We start from the raw sequence: 17,084 nt of genomic DNA on the forward strand, positions 1-17,084 counted from the left end.
TTTACTTTGGATTATACTGGATAATCAACACCCTCGATATACATATTTTATCCTGGTTCAACGGGCAGTTATTTTTCACTTCATATATGTTATCTGGGGAATAACTGCCCCTATGACTCTGATAAGTGTAACCAATCATCAGCAGGGAATGAAAAAATCTCCCCATTGTATAGAGGTTTTACCTTATTGTAGCGGAAAAACGCCAAGAAACGAAGAGAATACATTGTCTAATTCATAGAAACTCCACTTTTTTCTTACTAAGACCTATTGTATGTTAAGTAAATATACCTATAATTAAGGTATAAAGATATAAAAAGCGATATGAGTTAAAGACTAATGTTGTTTTGCTGTTCATATTGTGAAAAGGGAAGAGTAGAAAGAAGAAAAATGGGGTGGTAAAGGTGATTTGGGGACCGATTAGTTTAATGGGATTTTTTTGTACGATTGTGTTTCTGGGATTTGCATTCATCTCTCTTCTTTCCATCTTTAGAAAGAAAGGGAGCTTTGTAAATAGCATTGTTGGGATTGCGCTCTCGGCTGTCTTTTTCGCCGTATTCGCATTCGGAGCGGTAAAAGTTCAGCAGTACAATGAAGTGGCTGGAGATAAGCTAAATCAGAGTTCAGTTGCGGTGACAACAGAGCAAATACATACAAGCCTAAAAAGATGACCTGCCTGTATAATGGGCAGGTTTTTTTACGGGGAAATTAGCTTATTTGTGAACAAAAATAGATTGTTTGCTCATTATATTTTCACAAATGCTTCATGCAGAAGAAAATAACGGAACTATAATAAAGGTGCAGCAGAAAATGTTGCAGAATCAATTGCTGTATTACTTAATTTTCTGTTTTTTCTTAGATTGAGAGGTGCTTATTATGTTTTGGCTTGAATTCCTCGTTGTACTTATTTGTATCTTCATTGGTGCACGTCTTGGAGGGGTGGGGCTTGGAGTAATGGGGGGCGTGGGGCTCGCCGTTCTAACTTTTTTCTTTCATCTACAGCCGACTGCTCCGCCGATTGATGTTATGTTGATGATTGTTGCCGTTATTACAGCAGCAGGTACGCTTCAGGCAGCGGGAGGTATGAATTATCTCGTTCAGCTCGCTGAAAAAATGCTGCGCAGGAACCCATCCCGAATTACCTTTATGGGCCCTATTGTAACGTATTTGTTCACATTTTGTGCGGGAACGGGACATGTGGCGTACTCCGTGTTGCCGGTTATTGCTGAAGTGGCGCGTGAATCCGGTGTGCGACCCGAGCGCCCGATGTCTATTGCTGTCATCGCCTCGCAGCAAGCGATTACTGCAAGTCCGATTTCGGCAGCTACAGTAGCGCTATTAGGCCTTATAGCTGGATATAATATTCAGTTAATTGACATCCTAATGGTGAGTATTCCTGCGACGTTTCTTGGCTGTATGATCGGTGCTGTGTTTGCCAGCCGTATGGGCAAGGACCTGGATAAAGATCCAGAGTATTTGCGCCGGGTAGAAGAGGGACAGGTCCCGTCTTTTAACCAGCAGGAGGAGCATCAACCGGTAAACCGTCGGGCCAAGCTATCTGTTTTTGTATTCCTGGCAGCTGCGTTTGCTGTTGTGTTGTTAGGTACCTTCCCGGAATTGCGTCCGGCATGGGAGATAGCAGGAAAAATCGAACGTATGGCGATGCCGGTAGCGATTGAAATCGTCATGCTTACTGCTGCTGCATGCATTATTTTGCTATGTAAAGTCAATGTAGATGACGTAGTGAAAGGAAATGTATTTATAGCGGGGGCGCAGGCGGTTGTTGGTATCTTCGGAATTGCTTGGATGGGCGATACATTTTTTGCTGGCAATATGGATTTATTGGGCGGATCGATTAAGGGAATGGTTACTGCCGCACCATGGTTATTCGCTTTTGCGCTGTTCCTGTTGTCTATTCTTTTGTACAGCCAGGCAGCGACTGTTCGTGCACTCATGCCACTTGGCATCGCCCTTGGCATTCCGGCTTCATCGCTAATCGCCATGTTTCCGGCAGTCAATGGCTACTTCTTCATACCGAATTATGGTACGATAATTGCGGCGATTAATTTTGACCGCACAGGTACGACACGCATTGGAAAGTACATACTGAATCATAGCTTTATGATACCAGGGCTTGTATCTACTGTATCTGCTGTGGCCATAGGTTTTCTGCTAATCCAATTTCTTTTCTAGTTACAGCCTTACATTACAATATAGGAGATGTTTGCAGACATGGAAGACAAAACATATCGTGTAGAGAAAGACTTTCTTGGTGAAAAAGAAGTTCCGCTTCATGCTTACTACGGTGTACAGACGATGCGTGCGGTGGAAAACTTTCCAATTACAGGATATCGCATTCATGAATCGCTCATTAAAGCGATGGCCATCGTGAAAAAAGCGGCGGCACTGGCCAACATGGAAACCGGTCAGCTTAATCAGCGCCTGGGAAATGCGATCGTACAGGCGGCACAAGAAATTATCGACGGCAAGCTGCATGATCAATTTATCGTAGACCCGATTCAGGGTGGTGCAGGTACGTCCATCAATATGAATACGAATGAAGTAATTGCCAACCGTGGTTTAGAGATTATTGGGGAAGCGAAGGGGAACTATTTTCAATTAAGCCCGAATACACATGTGAACATGGCGCAGTCAACGAACGATGCATTTCCGACAGCTATTCACCTGGCTACGCTTTCCATGCTCGATAAGTTGCTCGTAACGATGGAGCAGCTGCATGATGCATTCGCTGAGAAAGCAAAGGCGTTTGACCATGTGGTTAAAATGGGTAGAACTCACCTTCAGGATGCTGTACCGATTCGTCTTGGACAAGAGTTTGAAGCGTACAGACGTGTACTGGATCGCGATATGAAGCGAATTAAACAATCGCGCCAACATTTATATGAAGTAAACATGGGGGCGACTGCAGTAGGTACAGGACTAAATGCTGATCCTCGTTACATTAAGAGCGTTGTGCGACATCTTGCTGACATTAGTGGATTCCCGATTGTCGGAGCAGAGCACCTTGTTGACGCAACGCAGAATACAGATGCATATACGGAAGTATCCGCTGCATTAAAAGTATGTATGATGAACATGTCCAAAGTGGCAAATGATCTGCGTTTGATGGCATCTGGCCCACGTGTTGGACTGAGTGAAATCTCATTGCCTGCACGCCAGCCAGGTTCCTCAATTATGCCGGGGAAAGTCAATCCGGTTATGGCAGAGGTTATTAACCAGATTGCCTTCCAGGTTATTGGTAATGATAATACGATTTGTCTCGCATCTGAAGCAGGGCAGCTTGAACTGAACGTAATGGAACCGGTTCTTGTCTTTAATCTGCTACAATCCATTAGTATTATGAATAACGGCTTCCGCGTTTTCCGCGAATATTGTATTGAAGGAATTACGGCGAACGAAGATAAGCTGAAAGAATACGTAGAGAAGAGTGTAGGTGTTATTACGGCTGTCAATCCTCATCTTGGATACGAAACGGCAGCACGTATCGCTCGTGAAGCGATTCTAACAGGCAAGTCTGTGCGTGAGCTGTGCTTGTACTACAATGTGTTGACGGAAGAGGAGCTCGACTTGATTCTTGATCCATACGAAATGACAGACCCGGGTATTGCCGGCGCATCATTGTTGTTTAAAGATTAGATGCATTGAAGGATAAAGGTGAAAAGAAGAAGAATGACTAGAGAATCCATCGACTGATGGATTCTTTTTTATCGTATAAGAAAGCAGCAACGCCTATGCACGTTTCTTATTGTGTCTGTTTTCCCGCTTTGGAAACATGTTCGTTTAATAAAACAGCACCTTCAACGTACACTAACAGTACTTCGAACAGGAGGTGAAAGAGCATGGCACAAAGCAGGAACAAACTGCTTGTTCCTCAAGCGGAACAAGTGCTTGATCAGTACAAATACGAAATCGCGGCTGAATTCGGTGTGCAATTGGGTGCTGACACATATGCCCGTTCCAACGGTTCCGTTGGTGGTGAAATCACCAAGCGATTGGTGAAATTGTCGCAACAGCAACTTAGTGGCAAATAATAAATTAAATATATATGGAAAAAAGCGGCTGACTGCTTATGTCTGCCGCTTTCTGTTATCCTATTGCTATTGTGCTATAGCCTCTGGCATATGCAAGAATTTGAGCACTTCCTTTACCGCAGCCTCGCCTTGATCGATGCAATCAGGCAGTCCGGCTCCATGGTACGGAGCACCAGCAAGAAAAATGCCAGGTAAATGGGCGTGCAGTTCACCTTCCAGTTTTGCCATCCGCTGTTGATGGCCGACCACGTACTGTGGACGGATTTGTTTCCAGCGGGTAATGCGATAAAATTCAGGTTTTTGATCAATCTTCATAATTTTATTCAAGTCGGTCAGCACCGCTTGAATAATCTCTTCGTCCGGTTGATATACGATAGCATCCTCGCCGGCGCGCCCGACGAAGCACCGTAGAAGCACCTTTCCTTCCGGCGTTGTTTGGGGCCATTTTTTGTGCACCCATGTACATGCCGTGATATGATAGTTCGCATTGCGGGAGACAATAAACCCGGTTCCGTTAACATCCTGTTTAATCGCTGCTTCAGGAAAAGCAAGCGCTACAGTTGCCACGGATGTAGTCGGCATCTCTTTTAGAAGGTTGATAAAAGGATAGGCTGACAATGTGTCACGTGTCGTTTTGGCTGGCGTCGTCAGTACGATGCTATCCGCAGTCATAACAGTACCGTCGGACAATTGCAGATCATACCCTTCATCCGTCTTGGAGATGTTTTCAACCGCAGTACTTTTACGGACGCAGACTGGTTCTAATCGCTCCTCAATGGCCTCCACCAGAGATTGCAAGCCGCGTCTAAAAGTCAGGAACGCGCTTGGTGTTTTCTTGTCGGCAGCAGCCTTAGGCTGTTTTGGCGTCGTAGAGCGCATACCGAGAATCAGGCTGCGGTATTTTTGTTCTACATGGTAGAATTGCGGAAAGGTTGACATGAGGCTTAAATCATCGATATTTCCCGCATACACGCCGGACAGTAGCGGTTCAATTAAATTTTCGACTACTTCATTGCCAAGACGATGACGGAAAAACTCACCGAGAGAACGATCACCCTCCTCCTGTTCGCCGCGAGGTAAAACGAGATCAAGCGCTGCCCGAAGCTTTCCTGCTGGGGAGAACAGTGAGGTTGTCACAAATGGTGCCAGCTTGGTTGGGATTCCCATGATAGCGCCGCCCGGGATTGGATACAGCTGATCGTTGTTGAGAATATACGCTTGCCCCGTTTGATTGCGTACCAGTTCGTTTTCAAGACCTACTTCTTTTGCAAGACGAGCTGCGCTTGTTTTCCGGGCCAGAAAAGAGTCCGGGCCTCGTTCAATGACAAAGCCGTTCGTATAATCGGTCTGTATTTGCCCGCCTAATCGTTCAGACGACTCCAGTAAGACATACCTGATAGGGAGCTTTTGTTCCTGGATTGCTTTTTGCAGATAATATGCGGTTGTCAGCCCGGTGATACCGCCACCGACAATCGCGACTGTAAGAGCGTGCGTGCTCATGGTTCATCACTTTCTTTCTTCTAGCTTCTTAAAGACAGCAGATGCCAGCGCTTCGATGAACATTTCATGTGTATTGGGCATCGGCGGACGGAAATAATGAATGCCCAGCTCATCGGCCAGGTTTTTGCACTCATAATCATTGTCGTATAGCACTTCAAGATGATCGGAGACGAAACCAATCGGACAAAATATCATCGTCGTATATCCTGCTTCGTACAGTTCGCGTATCCTGTCCAATACATCTGGCCCAAGCCATGGCTCAGGCGTGCGCCCCGCGCTTTGCCAGGCCGTCGTATAATGTGGTATGTTCGCCATTTCCGCAATCATGCGTGCATTGTCAGCGATTTGCTGCGGATACGGATCGTTCATTTGTGCAATCTTTTCCGGCAAACTGTGCGCCGAGAAAATAACGATTGTTTTCGCTTGTTCCGTTTCCGAAATCGACGCAAATGTTTCCTGTAGCTGCTCTGCCCAATAGCGGATGAATGCCGGTTCTTCATGCCAACTATCGATAGAATAAAGAGTTGGGCCACCTGCTTTTTTGCTTTCCTCAAGGGCACGTCCATTATACGACTTTGCGCTGAATGTTGAGTAATGAGGGGCCAGTACGATACTGACAGCCTCCTCGATGCCGTCTGCGTTCATGTGCCGTATACCGTCTTCAATAAAGGGCTCTATATGCTTCAGGCCAAGATATGCTTTGAACTCATATTTGTCCTGCATGTGATTAAGCTTGGCTTCAAGGGCGGATGCCTGCTCTTCCGTAATGCGGGCGAGCGGGGAAATTCCTCCGATTTTCTCGTAGCGATCAGTTAATTCTTGCAGCAGTTCCGGCGTCGGTGTGCGACCGCGGCGGATATGAGTATAATATGGCTCGATTTCCTCGGTGCTACGCGGTGTACCGTAAGCCATTACGAGAAGTCCCATACGATTTGTCGTCATTCTTATACCCCGCTTTTTTTTGCGTTATTTTTTCGCTGAATAGTCGTGAATGAATGCGGTGAGGCGTTGCAGGGTTTCAACCTTTACCTGCGGATATACTCCATGCCCAAGATTGAAAATGAAGCCAGGTGTTTCCATGCCTTCATCCAGAATTTCCTTTGCTTTTTTCTCCAATTCCGGCCAGTCTGCCAACAGAAGACCCGGATCAAGATTGCCCTGTACGGTTTTGCTAACACCTTGCTGACGGGCTTGCGTGATGCTTGTGCGCCAATCAAGTCCGATTACATCAAGCGGCAGCTTGTTCCATTCCTGAAGCAGGTGGCCCGCTCCCACTCCGAACATAATTTTTGGCGCGTTTTCCTTTTCCAGTGCAGAGAAGATATGATTCATTACAGGAGCCACAAATGTTTTATAATCCTGTGCATTCAGTGTGCCTACCCATGAATCGAATACTTGAACGGCCTGTGCACCGGCATGGATTTGTGCTTGCAGATATGTTACCGTCATCTCTCCCAGCCTATCCATTAAAAGGTGCCATGCTTCAGGGTTCGAGTGCATGAATGCTTTTGTTTTATAATAATTACGTGATGGTCCGCCTTCGATTAAGTAGCTAGCCAGCGTAAACGGAGCGCCTGCAAATCCGATGAGCGGCACCGACAGTTGCTCGCGCAGTAGCTTAATCGTATCAAGAATATATGGCACGTCTTCTGACGGATGAAGCGGTTGCAGCTTTTCTACATCTTCCTTACACGTAATCGGATTGTCGATAACAGGGCCGATGTTCGATTTAATCTCGACATGAATGCCCATCGCAGGCATTGGCGTCATAATATCGGCGAACAAAATCGCAGCGTCCACATCTAATTGCTGGATAGGAAGCATGGTGACCTCCGCACATACTTCCGGGCGGTGCGTAATCTCGAACAGTGAATATTTCTCACGAATCTTCCGGTATTCCGGCTGATAGCGGCCTGCTTGCCTCATGTACCATGCAGGCACATGATCGTGTGCTTCGCCACGACAGGCTTTTAGAAAGTTATCATTAAATGGCTTTGTGCTCATTTTGCCACACCTTTCCTTTCGATAAACATAAAAACGATAAAAACCTTCCCTATTGTACGATAGCATATCTTGCTTTTAAAAGGTAAGGAGTTATTGTGACAAGTATTCTTCAAGAGGAAAATTCATTTAACGTGATGATGCCGGTTCGGCGATAATTCACGCTGCATGCTATATTGTGATTATGCTTCCGGCGTTCGCGGCTTGCCGCCAGACTTGGCAGATGTAGCATTAACTAGCTTTTTGTTGATAAGTATCGGAACGATATCGACTTCATTAAGTCGTCCGCAATATAGTATGTCCTCTTCCCCATGCTGCTGGGCAAGACGTTTTCCTGTCGCTGTCTCCAGCAAGAGATTAGGCAATAATTTTCCGAGCTGTAAGTAGCTTGCTTCAAGCGCTTTACCCAGGTCACAGACTCTGCTTGTCGGTACGAGGTGGCGTGCGAGATGAACCATCATACCGGCGGCCAATCCGTCTTCAAGTGCAAACTCGTGGCGAGTACCCGCGCAGTACAGCGTAATGTCCAGCTGACGTCTGATGGCCTCCCTGATACATGCATCAGCATTAAGAAAACAGCCAATAAGCACATGTGCGGCACGGGCCGCTTTGCTGATGGCGATTGTACCGTCGGTTGTTGTCAGTACAAGCTGCTTGCCGACTCCATGCGGAATGCGGAATGCTGTAGGTGAATTGCTGTATTCGAATTCAGCTACTTTTTTTCCGTGCCTTTCTCCAGCGCATACGATGTTCTGTGAGCGTATAGCTTGCGCCTGCCCGATCGTTTCCACGGGAAGAACGGAGGCAAAGCCACAGTTGAGCGCAGCTACGATCGTGCTCCCCGCTTTCAGCACATCAATCACAATAACCGTGCGCCCGGCGATTTGCTCCTGCCGGATTTCCTCTACTGTTTGCACGACTTCAATCCTCATGATTCCCTCTTCCTCTCATCCCTCGGGTTTTCTGAATTCATATTATGCCGAATGAAATATGGGCGTTCCCCTCTGAAGATATATTCCGATCTGTACATGCATACGTTGAAAGAGAGGGGAGGGGATACGTGTGCTGGAAAAAGCAATTATCGGCATGGCAACGTTACGCCTTTTGTCAGGTTCGCTGGAGGTTCTGGCTGCACTTATGATTATTAAAGTGAATGAAGTAGAAAAAGCACTATTAATTAATTCTAGTTTAGCATTGGTTGGGCCTCCGGTTCTTCTGCTGACGACGATGATTGGCCTTATGGGTATGGCTGATCGAATAAGCCTGGCAAAAATTCTATGGATCCTCATCGGTGTGACCTGTATTTTAATCGGAGTACGCAAATAGAGAGGGGACGCATATATGCGATATGTGGTTCAAAAGGGAGATACGCTTATCAAAATCGCGAATCGTTTTGGTACTAGTGCTATGGGGATATTAGGTGCTAATCCATCGCTTGAACGCAAGAAATATTTGATTCCCGGACAGGTCGTGGTCGTACCTGACGCGTTATCCGCCTACGAAACGCAGGCAGGTGATACCCTTTATTGTATTGCACGCACATTCAGCGTATCACTGCAAGAATTGCGAACGGCAAATCCCTGGCTTGGAAGCATTGCACAGGAAGAGATGCTTGGGACTGGAATGGCGCTTATGATTCCGCCTGCTCGCATGGACGGAATTGTTCATACAAACGAGGAATATACACCGTATGATCTGGCGAGGGATGCGGCGGCATTGCAGGAAAGATATCCGTTTTTACAGATGGAAACGATTGGTTATTCTGTCGCGGGAAAACCGTTGCAGGCGATTCGGCTGGGAAGCGGACGGAAGGAGGTATTCTATAGTGGGGCATGGCATGCCAATGAATGGATAACTGCGTCCGTGTTAATGAAATTCGTGGAAGATATGGCGCAGGCCTATGCCGAGAAAGAAAAGCTTCGGGGATATGATATCGAAGAGATATGGGATCAATTCAGCATTTGGATTGTACCTATGGTAAATCCGGACGGTGTAGAACTCTCGGCGCTTGGCATCGATTATGCTCATCCGTACTACCATGAAGTGTTGTCGATTAACAACGGTTCCGATAATTTTACAGGATGGACCGCTAATATACGGGGCGTCGATTTGAATCACCAGTGGCCGGCGTTATGGGAGGAAGAGGCGAAAACAAGCCCACAAGCTCCGTTTCCCCGCCATTATGGCGGCCCGTATCCGCTGTCTGAGCCAGAAGCATATGCAGTGTATGAGTTTACGAAGAATCATGATTTTATGGGGGTGTTGGCGTATCATTCGCAAGGACAAGTAATTTTCTGGGGATTTCAGCATATGGAGCCTGCCGGTAGCGAGGAAATTGTCCGCCGAATGCAGATACTGAGTACGTATACCCCGGTGCATACGGCAGACAGTTTTGCTGGCTATAAAGATTGGTTTATTCAAGAACGCCGTCGTCCCGGTTACACCATTGAGGTGGGAGTGGGTGTAAATCCTGTACCAGTTGCGCAATTCGATTCGATTTATAATCAGAATCAGGGAATTCTACTGGAAGCGCCCCTGTTGTTTGAACGATATATGGACGTCTAATGCATCATATCCCATAGCTGTTTTCCGATGAGCAGTGCAGTCACACTGACAAAGAGCGGTTTTACATAGCTTGCGCCTTTGCGGATAGCTACCTGCGATCCGAGTAATGCGCCTGCCACCATCGCAATGCCCATCGGAATTCCGTATTCATAATTTACAGCGCCCAAGACCATGAACATGGCAAGGCCCGCAATGTTGCTAGCGAAGTTAAGCACCTTGGCGTTCCCGGCAGCACCGACGAAATCGAATCCCATGAGAAGAAATGCAAACAAAAGAAACGACCCTGTTCCGGGGCCGAAAAATCCGTCATAAAAACCGATGATAAGTGCGGTCATGATAGCGAAAAATACAATCCTCTTCGTTGCGCCTTTATATGTAGATTCGCTGCCCCAATTTTTCTTGAAGAGTGTATAAATCGTGACCAGAATTAGCAAAACAACGACAAGCGGTTTGAGGAATTCAGGCGGAACCTTCGTTACTGTATAGGCGCCTAGGGCAGAACCGATAAGCGAGAGCGGAAATAGCCACCCTACCATCCGCAGATTGATTTTACCTGAACGCATAAATGAAATCGTACTCGTGCATGAAGACATGGTGCTGGCCAGCTTATTTGTCCCAAGTACCACCGTAGAAGGAAGACCGGTCAACAGCAGAGCCGGGATTGAAATCAGACCTCCGCCGCCAACGACCGAATCAATAAACGAGGCCAGGAAACCTGCAGCCATAACAAATAGCAGCATGTCTATACTGATGTGCTCCATATTACCCCTCCGAATAATGACATAGAATAAAAGCTATACTCTACTATACTATACTTTACAGATAAATTATGAAAAAAAGAAAGAAGAGCAGCAGGAGAACAGTAGTTAGATAATAACGACTGTTTCCTCTTTTTTTAATACTATTTCTTTTTCGAAAGAAATGCCGTTTATTCTACAAGGTATATAGAGTATAATATAAACTTAGTTAAAGTAAGTAAAAGCTGTCATGTAAGGTTTGGGAGGAATGTATGGAACAGCAAGCGATTTACGCCATAATTATTTTCTTAATTACGTATGCGCTCATTATTTCGGAGAAAATCCATCGCACGATTGTGGCTATGCTCGGTGCCGCACTAATGATCGCATTCGGTATTGTAAATCAGGAAACGGCCCTGCATCATATCGATTTCAATACGTTAGGACTGTTGACCGGGATGATGATTATCGTTACGGTTACAGCCCAGACCGGATTGTTTAAGTACATAGCGATTTGGGCGGCCAAGAAAGCCAAGGGCGACCCGATACGCATTCTTGTTGCGTTGGGACTTATTACCGCTTTTGCTTCCGCTTTTCTTGACAATGTAACGACGGTGCTGCTCATGGTGCCGGTAACATTCAGTATTACACGCCAGCTTCGGGTATCGCCGATGCCATACCTGTTGACGCAGATTTTGACTTCCAATATAGGGGGAACGGCTACGCTAATCGGAGATCCGCCGAACATTATGATTGGAAGCGCAGTCAAAGAGTTGACTTTTGCCGCTTTTATTTTTAATCTGGCACCGATTATTATCGTCATCCTGGCCGTTACTGTTGGTATTCTTGCTTTTTGGTACCGCAAGCAATTGAAAACAACGCCTGAGCTACAGCAGGAACTGATGCAGATGAGCGCCGAAGACGAGCTATCGGACCCAACGCTGCTGAAGAAATGCCTATTTATTCTGGCGCTGACCATTGCCGGATTCTTCGCCCATCAGGCGTTGCATATCGAGTCAGCGACCGTTGCGCTGACCGGTGCATTTCTATTATTGCTCCTGACAGGGGAGCATTATCTTGAGGATGCCTTGACCCGTGTGGAATGGACAACCATCTTCTTTTTCGTTGGTCTATTCGTGCTTGTATCCGGTCTGGTTGAGACTGGAGTTATTGCCAAATTGGCGCAGGAAGCAATCACATTAACAGGCGGAGATTTGACGGCTACGGCCATGCTTATTTTGTGGATGAGCGCGATTGCTTCTGCTTTTGTCGATAATATTCCGTTTGTTGCTACGATGATCCCGATGATTCAGGAGATGGGTAAAATCGGTCTTACTGATCTTGAGCCGCTCTGGTGGTCGCTCGCTCTTGGGGCATGTCTTGGCGGAAATGGTACGCTGATTGGCGCTAGCGCTAATGTTATCGTAGCTGGAATGGCTGGTAAAGAAGGCCACCATATTTCATTTGTGAAGTTTCTGTTCATCGGCTTTCCGTTGATGATTTTGTCGATTATTATTTCGACTGTATATGTGTATTTGCGCTATTTAATGTAAGGATGGATACAGGAGGAGAGATGGGATGATTCGTTACGAATATGATCGGGATGGTTTGGATATTCAGGAAAGGGAAAATGATCAGGATAAAGAATTTATTATTAAAGTGAAAAATCCGGATAAATACTTGCCTGAGCTGCATAAGGTTCGTACGTATTTCTCCAAGGATACGGTGCATACCGATGCGTTATTCTATACACATCAGCATAATGAGTATCATGTCATTGTGCGTGCGGATTATTATATTGGTTTTCTTTTAGGTTTGTTTAAGCATAAAATTTTATTAAGCTTGGAATGGGAAGAATAAGAAAAAAGAAAGGGTCCGGCAAGCTGTCATGGCTTACCGGACCTCTTTTGTTTTAGTTCGTTCAGGCGTAGCGGTTATGCAAGTAGCGAGCAGATAATCTGATTCGTAATGTTGGGCACAATCTCCAGCGAGAATTTCATTTCAATACGCTCATATTTTTTGTGCGCATCATAGCCGTATGGCCCAACATTAATGACCGGTACGTTGAGATTGCGAATCGCATCATAATCCACACTGTACTTTTGTCCAAAAGCCGGATTATTATCCGCTTCACTTCGTATGCTTTCTTCATCGTCGCTAAGCGCCACGAAGCTCATATCGGAAATGTAGGGGAAGAAATGTCTGATTTGAATCGGATGTTCATAATGCGGCTGTACATAGGCTACCGCCTGTTCGAGCGCCAGGCTTAGGTCCCGCTCGTTCTTCGTCCTATCTGTCAGCTCTACGCGCGGCGAATAGATGGAAGAATAAAAAACGATAATCGCCGGACGCTTATCTTTCATCCATTTCCACGCCTCTTCGACGACACGCGCGGCATACATCCGGCTATCCAGACTTGTGTCCGCCAGCAGCTCATGCATGTATACTTTCATATGCTCGGTATATGCATCACCCCAGTCATTCATAAGAAGCTCGTTCATTTCTGCGTATGTATACACGCGGCTTGTCCACGGAATTTCCTGATAAGGCTCACCACTGCGTGCGCAATGGGCGCGGTACCGTTCTTCGAAGAGCTGCAGAGCGCTATCAAAAGCAAGGTGCGCCTGTTCCTTCAGCTTTTCCAGTACTTCTTTGGGTGACCAGGAATGAACAAGAAAATTATAGTAGACATAAGCTGCAAGCGCGGTCTGTACCGTATAGGAAGGCTTCAGGTCCATCTGCTTCAGCGAGACTGGCGGTGCAGTGCTTTCCCCATACGCTTCATCGGATAATTCCGGATTGTAATTGATGCGCCGCGTCAGCTCTGAGGCGATAAAGTTCGGATCAAGCCCTTCAAAGCAAGCGCCTACATGTGTTTCCGCACCTGTAATGAAAAAGGATGGTAGTAGCTTGCCTACGGTGCCTTTGTATACATAGCGGTTTTCATCGCCTTCATAACGTGGGGAGACCAGATCGGAGTTGATGGCCGCCACGTATTCGAAGCCGTATTGCTCTTTCCACTCCTGCAACGGATACAGTGCAGACAAAATACCGTGCGAGCTGTCTTCCTCATCACATTCTGCTACTAGTACGAGATTTCCGGCCAATTCCTCCGGATGTTCCGCATAGTAGCGAAGCAGATAGAGATTGCTGGCAACCCCGCTTTTCATATCAAGAACGCCGCGACCGAACATCCAATCGCCGGAATCGAGTTGCTGCCGAATGGCAGGCGGAAGGGACTCATCCGTGAGGGCTTCCTTTAGTTCATCCGGGTGGCAGGCTTTCTCCTTTAGATGTCCAAAATCATCAATGCCTACCGTATCAATATGCCCCATTAGAATCACTGTACGGGCACTTTCCGCTTTTGTACCACGGATGCATGCCAGGACATTGGAGCGCCTGATCGTATCGTTTACCGTTTGGACGCATCGCACTTGCTCAGGATGCCTGTTAAAGTATGTCCATGTCTTTAGCATGTCATATAATTGTTCTGCAAGAAGCTGTTCTCCTTCCGTATTGACGATACTTTCCGTGTGGACGAGTTTTTTGGTTAATGAAAGTACGTCTTCGTAGCAAGGTAGCATAGGAAACATCCACTCCTTCATAGGAAAAGTAAAGCACAACATCTATTGGGCGGGAGCTTTTTTTCTCCCACTGATGGTTTGTTGCACTTATCAGGGGCTTGCTATTCATTGGATCGGGATAAAAGGGAACCGTATCTATTCTTTATAATCCCGGATAGATAAAGAAAGCAAGAAAAGATTGTAAAGAAAAAATTTTTATACATCATGTATAAAAAAAGAATCATATTTTTATCTATTTATATTATTCTAAATTTTATATCTTTTGTGTAAAATAGAATGAATAAAAGATATATATAAAGGGGGTTACATTTTGAAGAAGGTATGGGGAATGCTAGCGACAGTTGGCTTGCTTATTACGTTGCTTTTGGTAGGCTGTTCATCTTCACAGGGAACAAAAGAAACGGCGAACAAGCCTACAGAAAGCAACAAAGCTCAGGAAGCCAAATTAAAATTGATAGAAGAAGGAACTCTATCATTTGCTTCAAGCGGCTTGTACAAGCCCTTCAATTTTAAAAAAGACGGACAACTTACCGGATTTGATGTAGAAATCGGTAATGAAATCGCCAAGAGAATGGGACTTAAGCCAAAGCCTGTCACAAACCCGTGGGAAACGATTATTCAGGGGCTGAAAGGAAATAAATATGATGCGATCATCGGCAGCATGTCCATTACTCCAGAACGCGCCGCCCAGGTCGACTTTACGGATCCGTATTACATCTCGGGTGCCCAAATCTTCGTATCTGAATCGAACAATACGATTACCTCTAAAGAAGATCTGAAAGATAAAACGATCGGTGTGGTACAATCCAGTACGTTCAAGGACCTGGCGGCAAAATATACATCGAAAGTCAAAAGTTTTCCGAGTGACGTCTATGCGCTGCAAGATCTGCCTCCAGGGCGCCTGGATGCGGTCATTACAGACAAGATGGTCGGCATTAACGCGATCAACGAACAGAATGTAAAGCTTAAAACAGTGGGTGAGCTATTATATGAAGATAAAATCGGTATGGCCGTCAACAAAGGCAACACGGAGCTGTTAAATCAGATGAATAAGGCGCTTGCAGACATGATTAAGGATGGCACATACGAGAAAATCAGCATGAAGTGGTTCAACCGAAACATATTGAAATAAGTACGGTGCGCTGCTTGTCAGCGCATTATTTTTTCCAAGAGGAGGGGAAGGGATGGGCACTTTCTTTCAAAACATTACGCAAATTTTTCAAACGCATGGTCTTGCTTTTTTGCAGGCCTCGTGGATTACGATAGAAATAACAGCCGTATCGCTTGTCTTTGCCACGATTATTGGACTTATTTTCGCTTTTTTTAAGATTTCAGGCAATATTGTGCTGCAAAAAATTGCGGATATCTATATTATTTTAATTCGCGGAACTCCGCTTATCGTACAGCTAATGTTTTTATACTATGGGATTTCAAACCTTGTGACGCTAAGCGACTTTACTGCCGGTGCCCTAGCGCTTGGCATTCATTCGGGAGCCTATATTGCAGAGATTTTCCGAGGAGCCATCCAATCCATCGATAGGGGGCAGATGGAGGCTGCCCGTTCGCTAGGAATGCCATACTCGCTCGCTATGAGACGAATCATTTTTCCACAGGCGCTCAAAAGAGCAATCCCGCCATTGGGAAACCAATTCATTATCGGTTTAAAGGATTCAGCTCTGGTAGCATATATAGCGGTCACCGAATTGTTCAATACAGCCCTTTCTGTGCAGGGCGAGAATTATATGCCTTTTGAGACGTATTTCGTCGTAGGCGTCTATTATCTTATTCTTGTCTTTATCTTCACTTTGATTCTAAATAAAGTCGAAGCCAAGCTGGATACAGGAAGGAGCAAAACGAAAAAATCACAGGGCGAGGTGAGAGCCGTATGATTCAAATCAAAAACCTGACCAAATCATTCGGAGAATTGCAGGTATTAAAGGATATCAGCATGGAAATCGACAAAAGTGAGGTTGTCGTCTTAATCGGGGCGAGCGGCTCAGGCAAGAGTACGTTGCTTCGATGCTTAAACTTCCTCGAAATTGCCGATAGTGGAGATATCAAGATTGAAGGCGAGAAGATTCATCCGCAGAAAAACAATCTAAACCATGTCAGACAGGAAGTCGGAATGGTATTTCAGCACTTTAACCTGTTTCCTCATATGTCAGTACTGGAAAATGTAATCGAAGCCCCAGTCCACGTCCGAAAGGCAAATAAATCGGCAGCCAAACAAAAAGCGATGGAGCTATTGATGAAGGTTGGTCTTGCTGATAAGGCGAATGTCTACCCGGAACAGCTATCCGGCGGGCAAAAGCAGCGGGTAGCGATCGCACGGGCCCTGGCGATGGAGCCGAAAGTCATGCTTTTCGATGAACCGACCTCTGCCCTTGATCCCGAGCTGGTGGGAGAGGTATTACAAGTAATGAAAGAGCTAGCAAAAGAAGGGATGACGATGGTAGTCGTCACGCATGAGATGGGCTTTGCGAGAGAAGTGGCCGACCGGGTTGTCATGCTGGCGGACGGCGTAATCGTAGAAGAAGGGCATCCAAAAGATATTTTTACATCTCCGAAGCATGAGAGAACCCAGCGATTTCTTAAACAAATCGTCAATATAAACTACACTTGATATTTTGACAGGGGAGTGTGGTTGG

At 45.8% G+C, this 17,084-nt stretch carries 18 protein-coding genes; 12 read left to right on the forward strand and 6 right to left on the reverse strand.

Annotated features, from left to right (window positions below):
* The 5 genes from HMPREF0083_RS28930 to HMPREF0083_RS00705 form a co-directional block, all read left to right on the forward strand.
* Positions 1-238, forward strand: a 238-nt coding sequence (locus HMPREF0083_RS28930; protein ID WP_209421069.1) for a hypothetical protein, incomplete at its 5' end; no start/stop codon positions are given.
* A gap of 154 nt (positions 239-392) precedes the next feature.
* Entirely contained in the window at positions 393-668 is a 276-nt protein-coding gene (locus HMPREF0083_RS00690; protein ID WP_040301011.1) for a hypothetical protein, read from the forward strand.
* Positions 669-873: 205 nt separating this feature from the next.
* Positions 874-2,190, forward strand: coding sequence for an anaerobic C4-dicarboxylate transporter family protein (locus HMPREF0083_RS00695; RefSeq protein WP_021618974.1), 1,317 nt, complete (start codon positions 874-876; stop codon positions 2,188-2,190).
* Between the two features lie 39 nt (positions 2,191-2,229).
* Positions 2,230-3,654 carry an aspartate ammonia-lyase gene (gene aspA / locus HMPREF0083_RS00700; RefSeq protein WP_040301012.1) on the forward strand — a complete coding sequence of 475 codons (1,425 nt, stop codon included), beginning with the start codon at positions 2,230-2,232 and terminating at the stop codon, positions 3,652-3,654.
* 203 nt (positions 3,655-3,857) lie between these two features.
* Positions 3,858-4,049, forward strand: a complete 192-nt coding sequence (locus HMPREF0083_RS00705) for an alpha/beta-type small acid-soluble spore protein (RefSeq protein ID WP_021618976.1) — start codon at positions 3,858-3,860, stop codon at positions 4,047-4,049.
* Between the two features lie 66 nt (positions 4,050-4,115).
* On the opposite strand, the gene hemY is transcribed toward HMPREF0083_RS00705, so the two are convergent.
* The 4 genes from hemY to HMPREF0083_RS00725 form a co-directional block, all read right to left on the reverse strand.
* Positions 4,116-5,549 carry a protoporphyrinogen oxidase gene (gene hemY / locus HMPREF0083_RS00710; protein ID WP_021618977.1) on the reverse strand — a complete coding sequence of 478 codons (1,434 nt, stop codon included), beginning with the start codon at positions 5,547-5,549 and terminating at the stop codon, positions 4,116-4,118.
* 6 nt (positions 5,550-5,555) lie between these two features.
* Positions 5,556-6,491: a ferrochelatase gene (gene hemH, locus HMPREF0083_RS00715; RefSeq protein ID WP_040301013.1), complete on the reverse strand. Its 936-nt coding sequence runs from the start codon at positions 6,489-6,491 to the stop codon at positions 5,556-5,558.
* A 24-nt stretch (positions 6,492-6,515) separates the two neighbouring features.
* Positions 6,516-7,553 carry a uroporphyrinogen decarboxylase gene (hemE, locus tag HMPREF0083_RS00720; protein ID WP_040301014.1) on the reverse strand — a complete coding sequence of 346 codons (1,038 nt, stop codon included), beginning with the start codon at positions 7,551-7,553 and terminating at the stop codon, positions 6,516-6,518.
* Positions 7,554-7,732: 179 nt separating this feature from the next.
* Entirely contained in the window at positions 7,733-8,482 is a 750-nt protein-coding gene (locus HMPREF0083_RS00725; protein ID WP_021618980.1) for a 2-phosphosulfolactate phosphatase, read from the reverse strand.
* A gap of 130 nt (positions 8,483-8,612) precedes the next feature.
* On the opposite strand from HMPREF0083_RS00725, the gene HMPREF0083_RS00730 reads away from it, so the two are divergent.
* Positions 8,613-8,876 (forward strand): YqhV family protein, encoded by a 264-nt coding sequence (locus tag HMPREF0083_RS00730; RefSeq protein ID WP_021618981.1) that lies wholly within the window; start codon positions 8,613-8,615, stop codon positions 8,874-8,876.
* A gap of 15 nt (positions 8,877-8,891) precedes the next feature.
* Positions 8,892-10,115 carry a M14 family metallopeptidase gene (locus tag HMPREF0083_RS00735; protein ID WP_021618982.1) on the forward strand — a complete coding sequence of 408 codons (1,224 nt, stop codon included), beginning with the start codon at positions 8,892-8,894 and terminating at the stop codon, positions 10,113-10,115.
* On the opposite strand, the gene HMPREF0083_RS00740 is transcribed toward HMPREF0083_RS00735, so the two are convergent.
* Positions 10,112-10,876 (reverse strand): TSUP family transporter, encoded by a 765-nt coding sequence (locus HMPREF0083_RS00740; RefSeq protein WP_021618983.1) that lies wholly within the window; start codon positions 10,874-10,876, stop codon positions 10,112-10,114. The genes HMPREF0083_RS00735 and HMPREF0083_RS00740 overlap by 4 nt on opposite strands.
* A gap of 248 nt (positions 10,877-11,124) precedes the next feature.
* Here HMPREF0083_RS00740 and HMPREF0083_RS00745 point away from each other — a divergent pair, with 248 nt between their 5' ends.
* Positions 11,125-12,405 carry an ArsB/NhaD family transporter gene (locus tag HMPREF0083_RS00745; RefSeq protein ID WP_021618984.1) on the forward strand — a complete coding sequence of 427 codons (1,281 nt, stop codon included), beginning with the start codon at positions 11,125-11,127 and terminating at the stop codon, positions 12,403-12,405.
* Between the two features lie 25 nt (positions 12,406-12,430).
* Positions 12,431-12,712, forward strand: a complete 282-nt coding sequence (locus HMPREF0083_RS00750) for a hypothetical protein (protein ID WP_021618985.1) — start codon at positions 12,431-12,433, stop codon at positions 12,710-12,712.
* A 74-nt stretch (positions 12,713-12,786) separates the two neighbouring features.
* Here the strand turns inward: HMPREF0083_RS00750 and HMPREF0083_RS00755 are convergent, their stop codons facing one another.
* Positions 12,787-14,436, reverse strand: a complete 1,650-nt coding sequence (locus HMPREF0083_RS00755) for a M20/M25/M40 family metallo-hydrolase (RefSeq protein ID WP_040301015.1) — start codon at positions 14,434-14,436, stop codon at positions 12,787-12,789.
* Between the two features lie 307 nt (positions 14,437-14,743).
* Here HMPREF0083_RS00755 and HMPREF0083_RS00760 point away from each other — a divergent pair, with 307 nt between their 5' ends.
* The 3 genes from HMPREF0083_RS00760 to HMPREF0083_RS00770 are packed head-to-tail and all read left to right on the forward strand — an operon-like array spanning position 14,744 to position 17,059.
* A complete protein-coding gene (locus HMPREF0083_RS00760) occupies positions 14,744-15,568 on the forward strand; it encodes a transporter substrate-binding domain-containing protein (RefSeq protein ID WP_040301016.1) in 825 nt (274 codons plus the stop codon).
* A gap of 52 nt (positions 15,569-15,620) precedes the next feature.
* Entirely contained in the window at positions 15,621-16,325 is a 705-nt protein-coding gene (locus HMPREF0083_RS00765; RefSeq protein ID WP_021618989.1) for an amino acid ABC transporter permease, read from the forward strand.
* Positions 16,322-17,059 (forward strand): amino acid ABC transporter ATP-binding protein, encoded by a 738-nt coding sequence (locus tag HMPREF0083_RS00770; protein WP_021618990.1) that lies wholly within the window; start codon positions 16,322-16,324, stop codon positions 17,057-17,059. The genes HMPREF0083_RS00765 and HMPREF0083_RS00770 overlap by 4 nt, the downstream gene beginning before the upstream one ends.
* Positions 17,060-17,084 lie beyond the last annotated feature (25 nt).

The organism is Aneurinibacillus aneurinilyticus ATCC 12856, from assembly GCF_000466385.1.
GTDB lineage: Bacteria > Bacillota > Bacilli > Aneurinibacillales > Aneurinibacillaceae > Aneurinibacillus > Aneurinibacillus aneurinilyticus.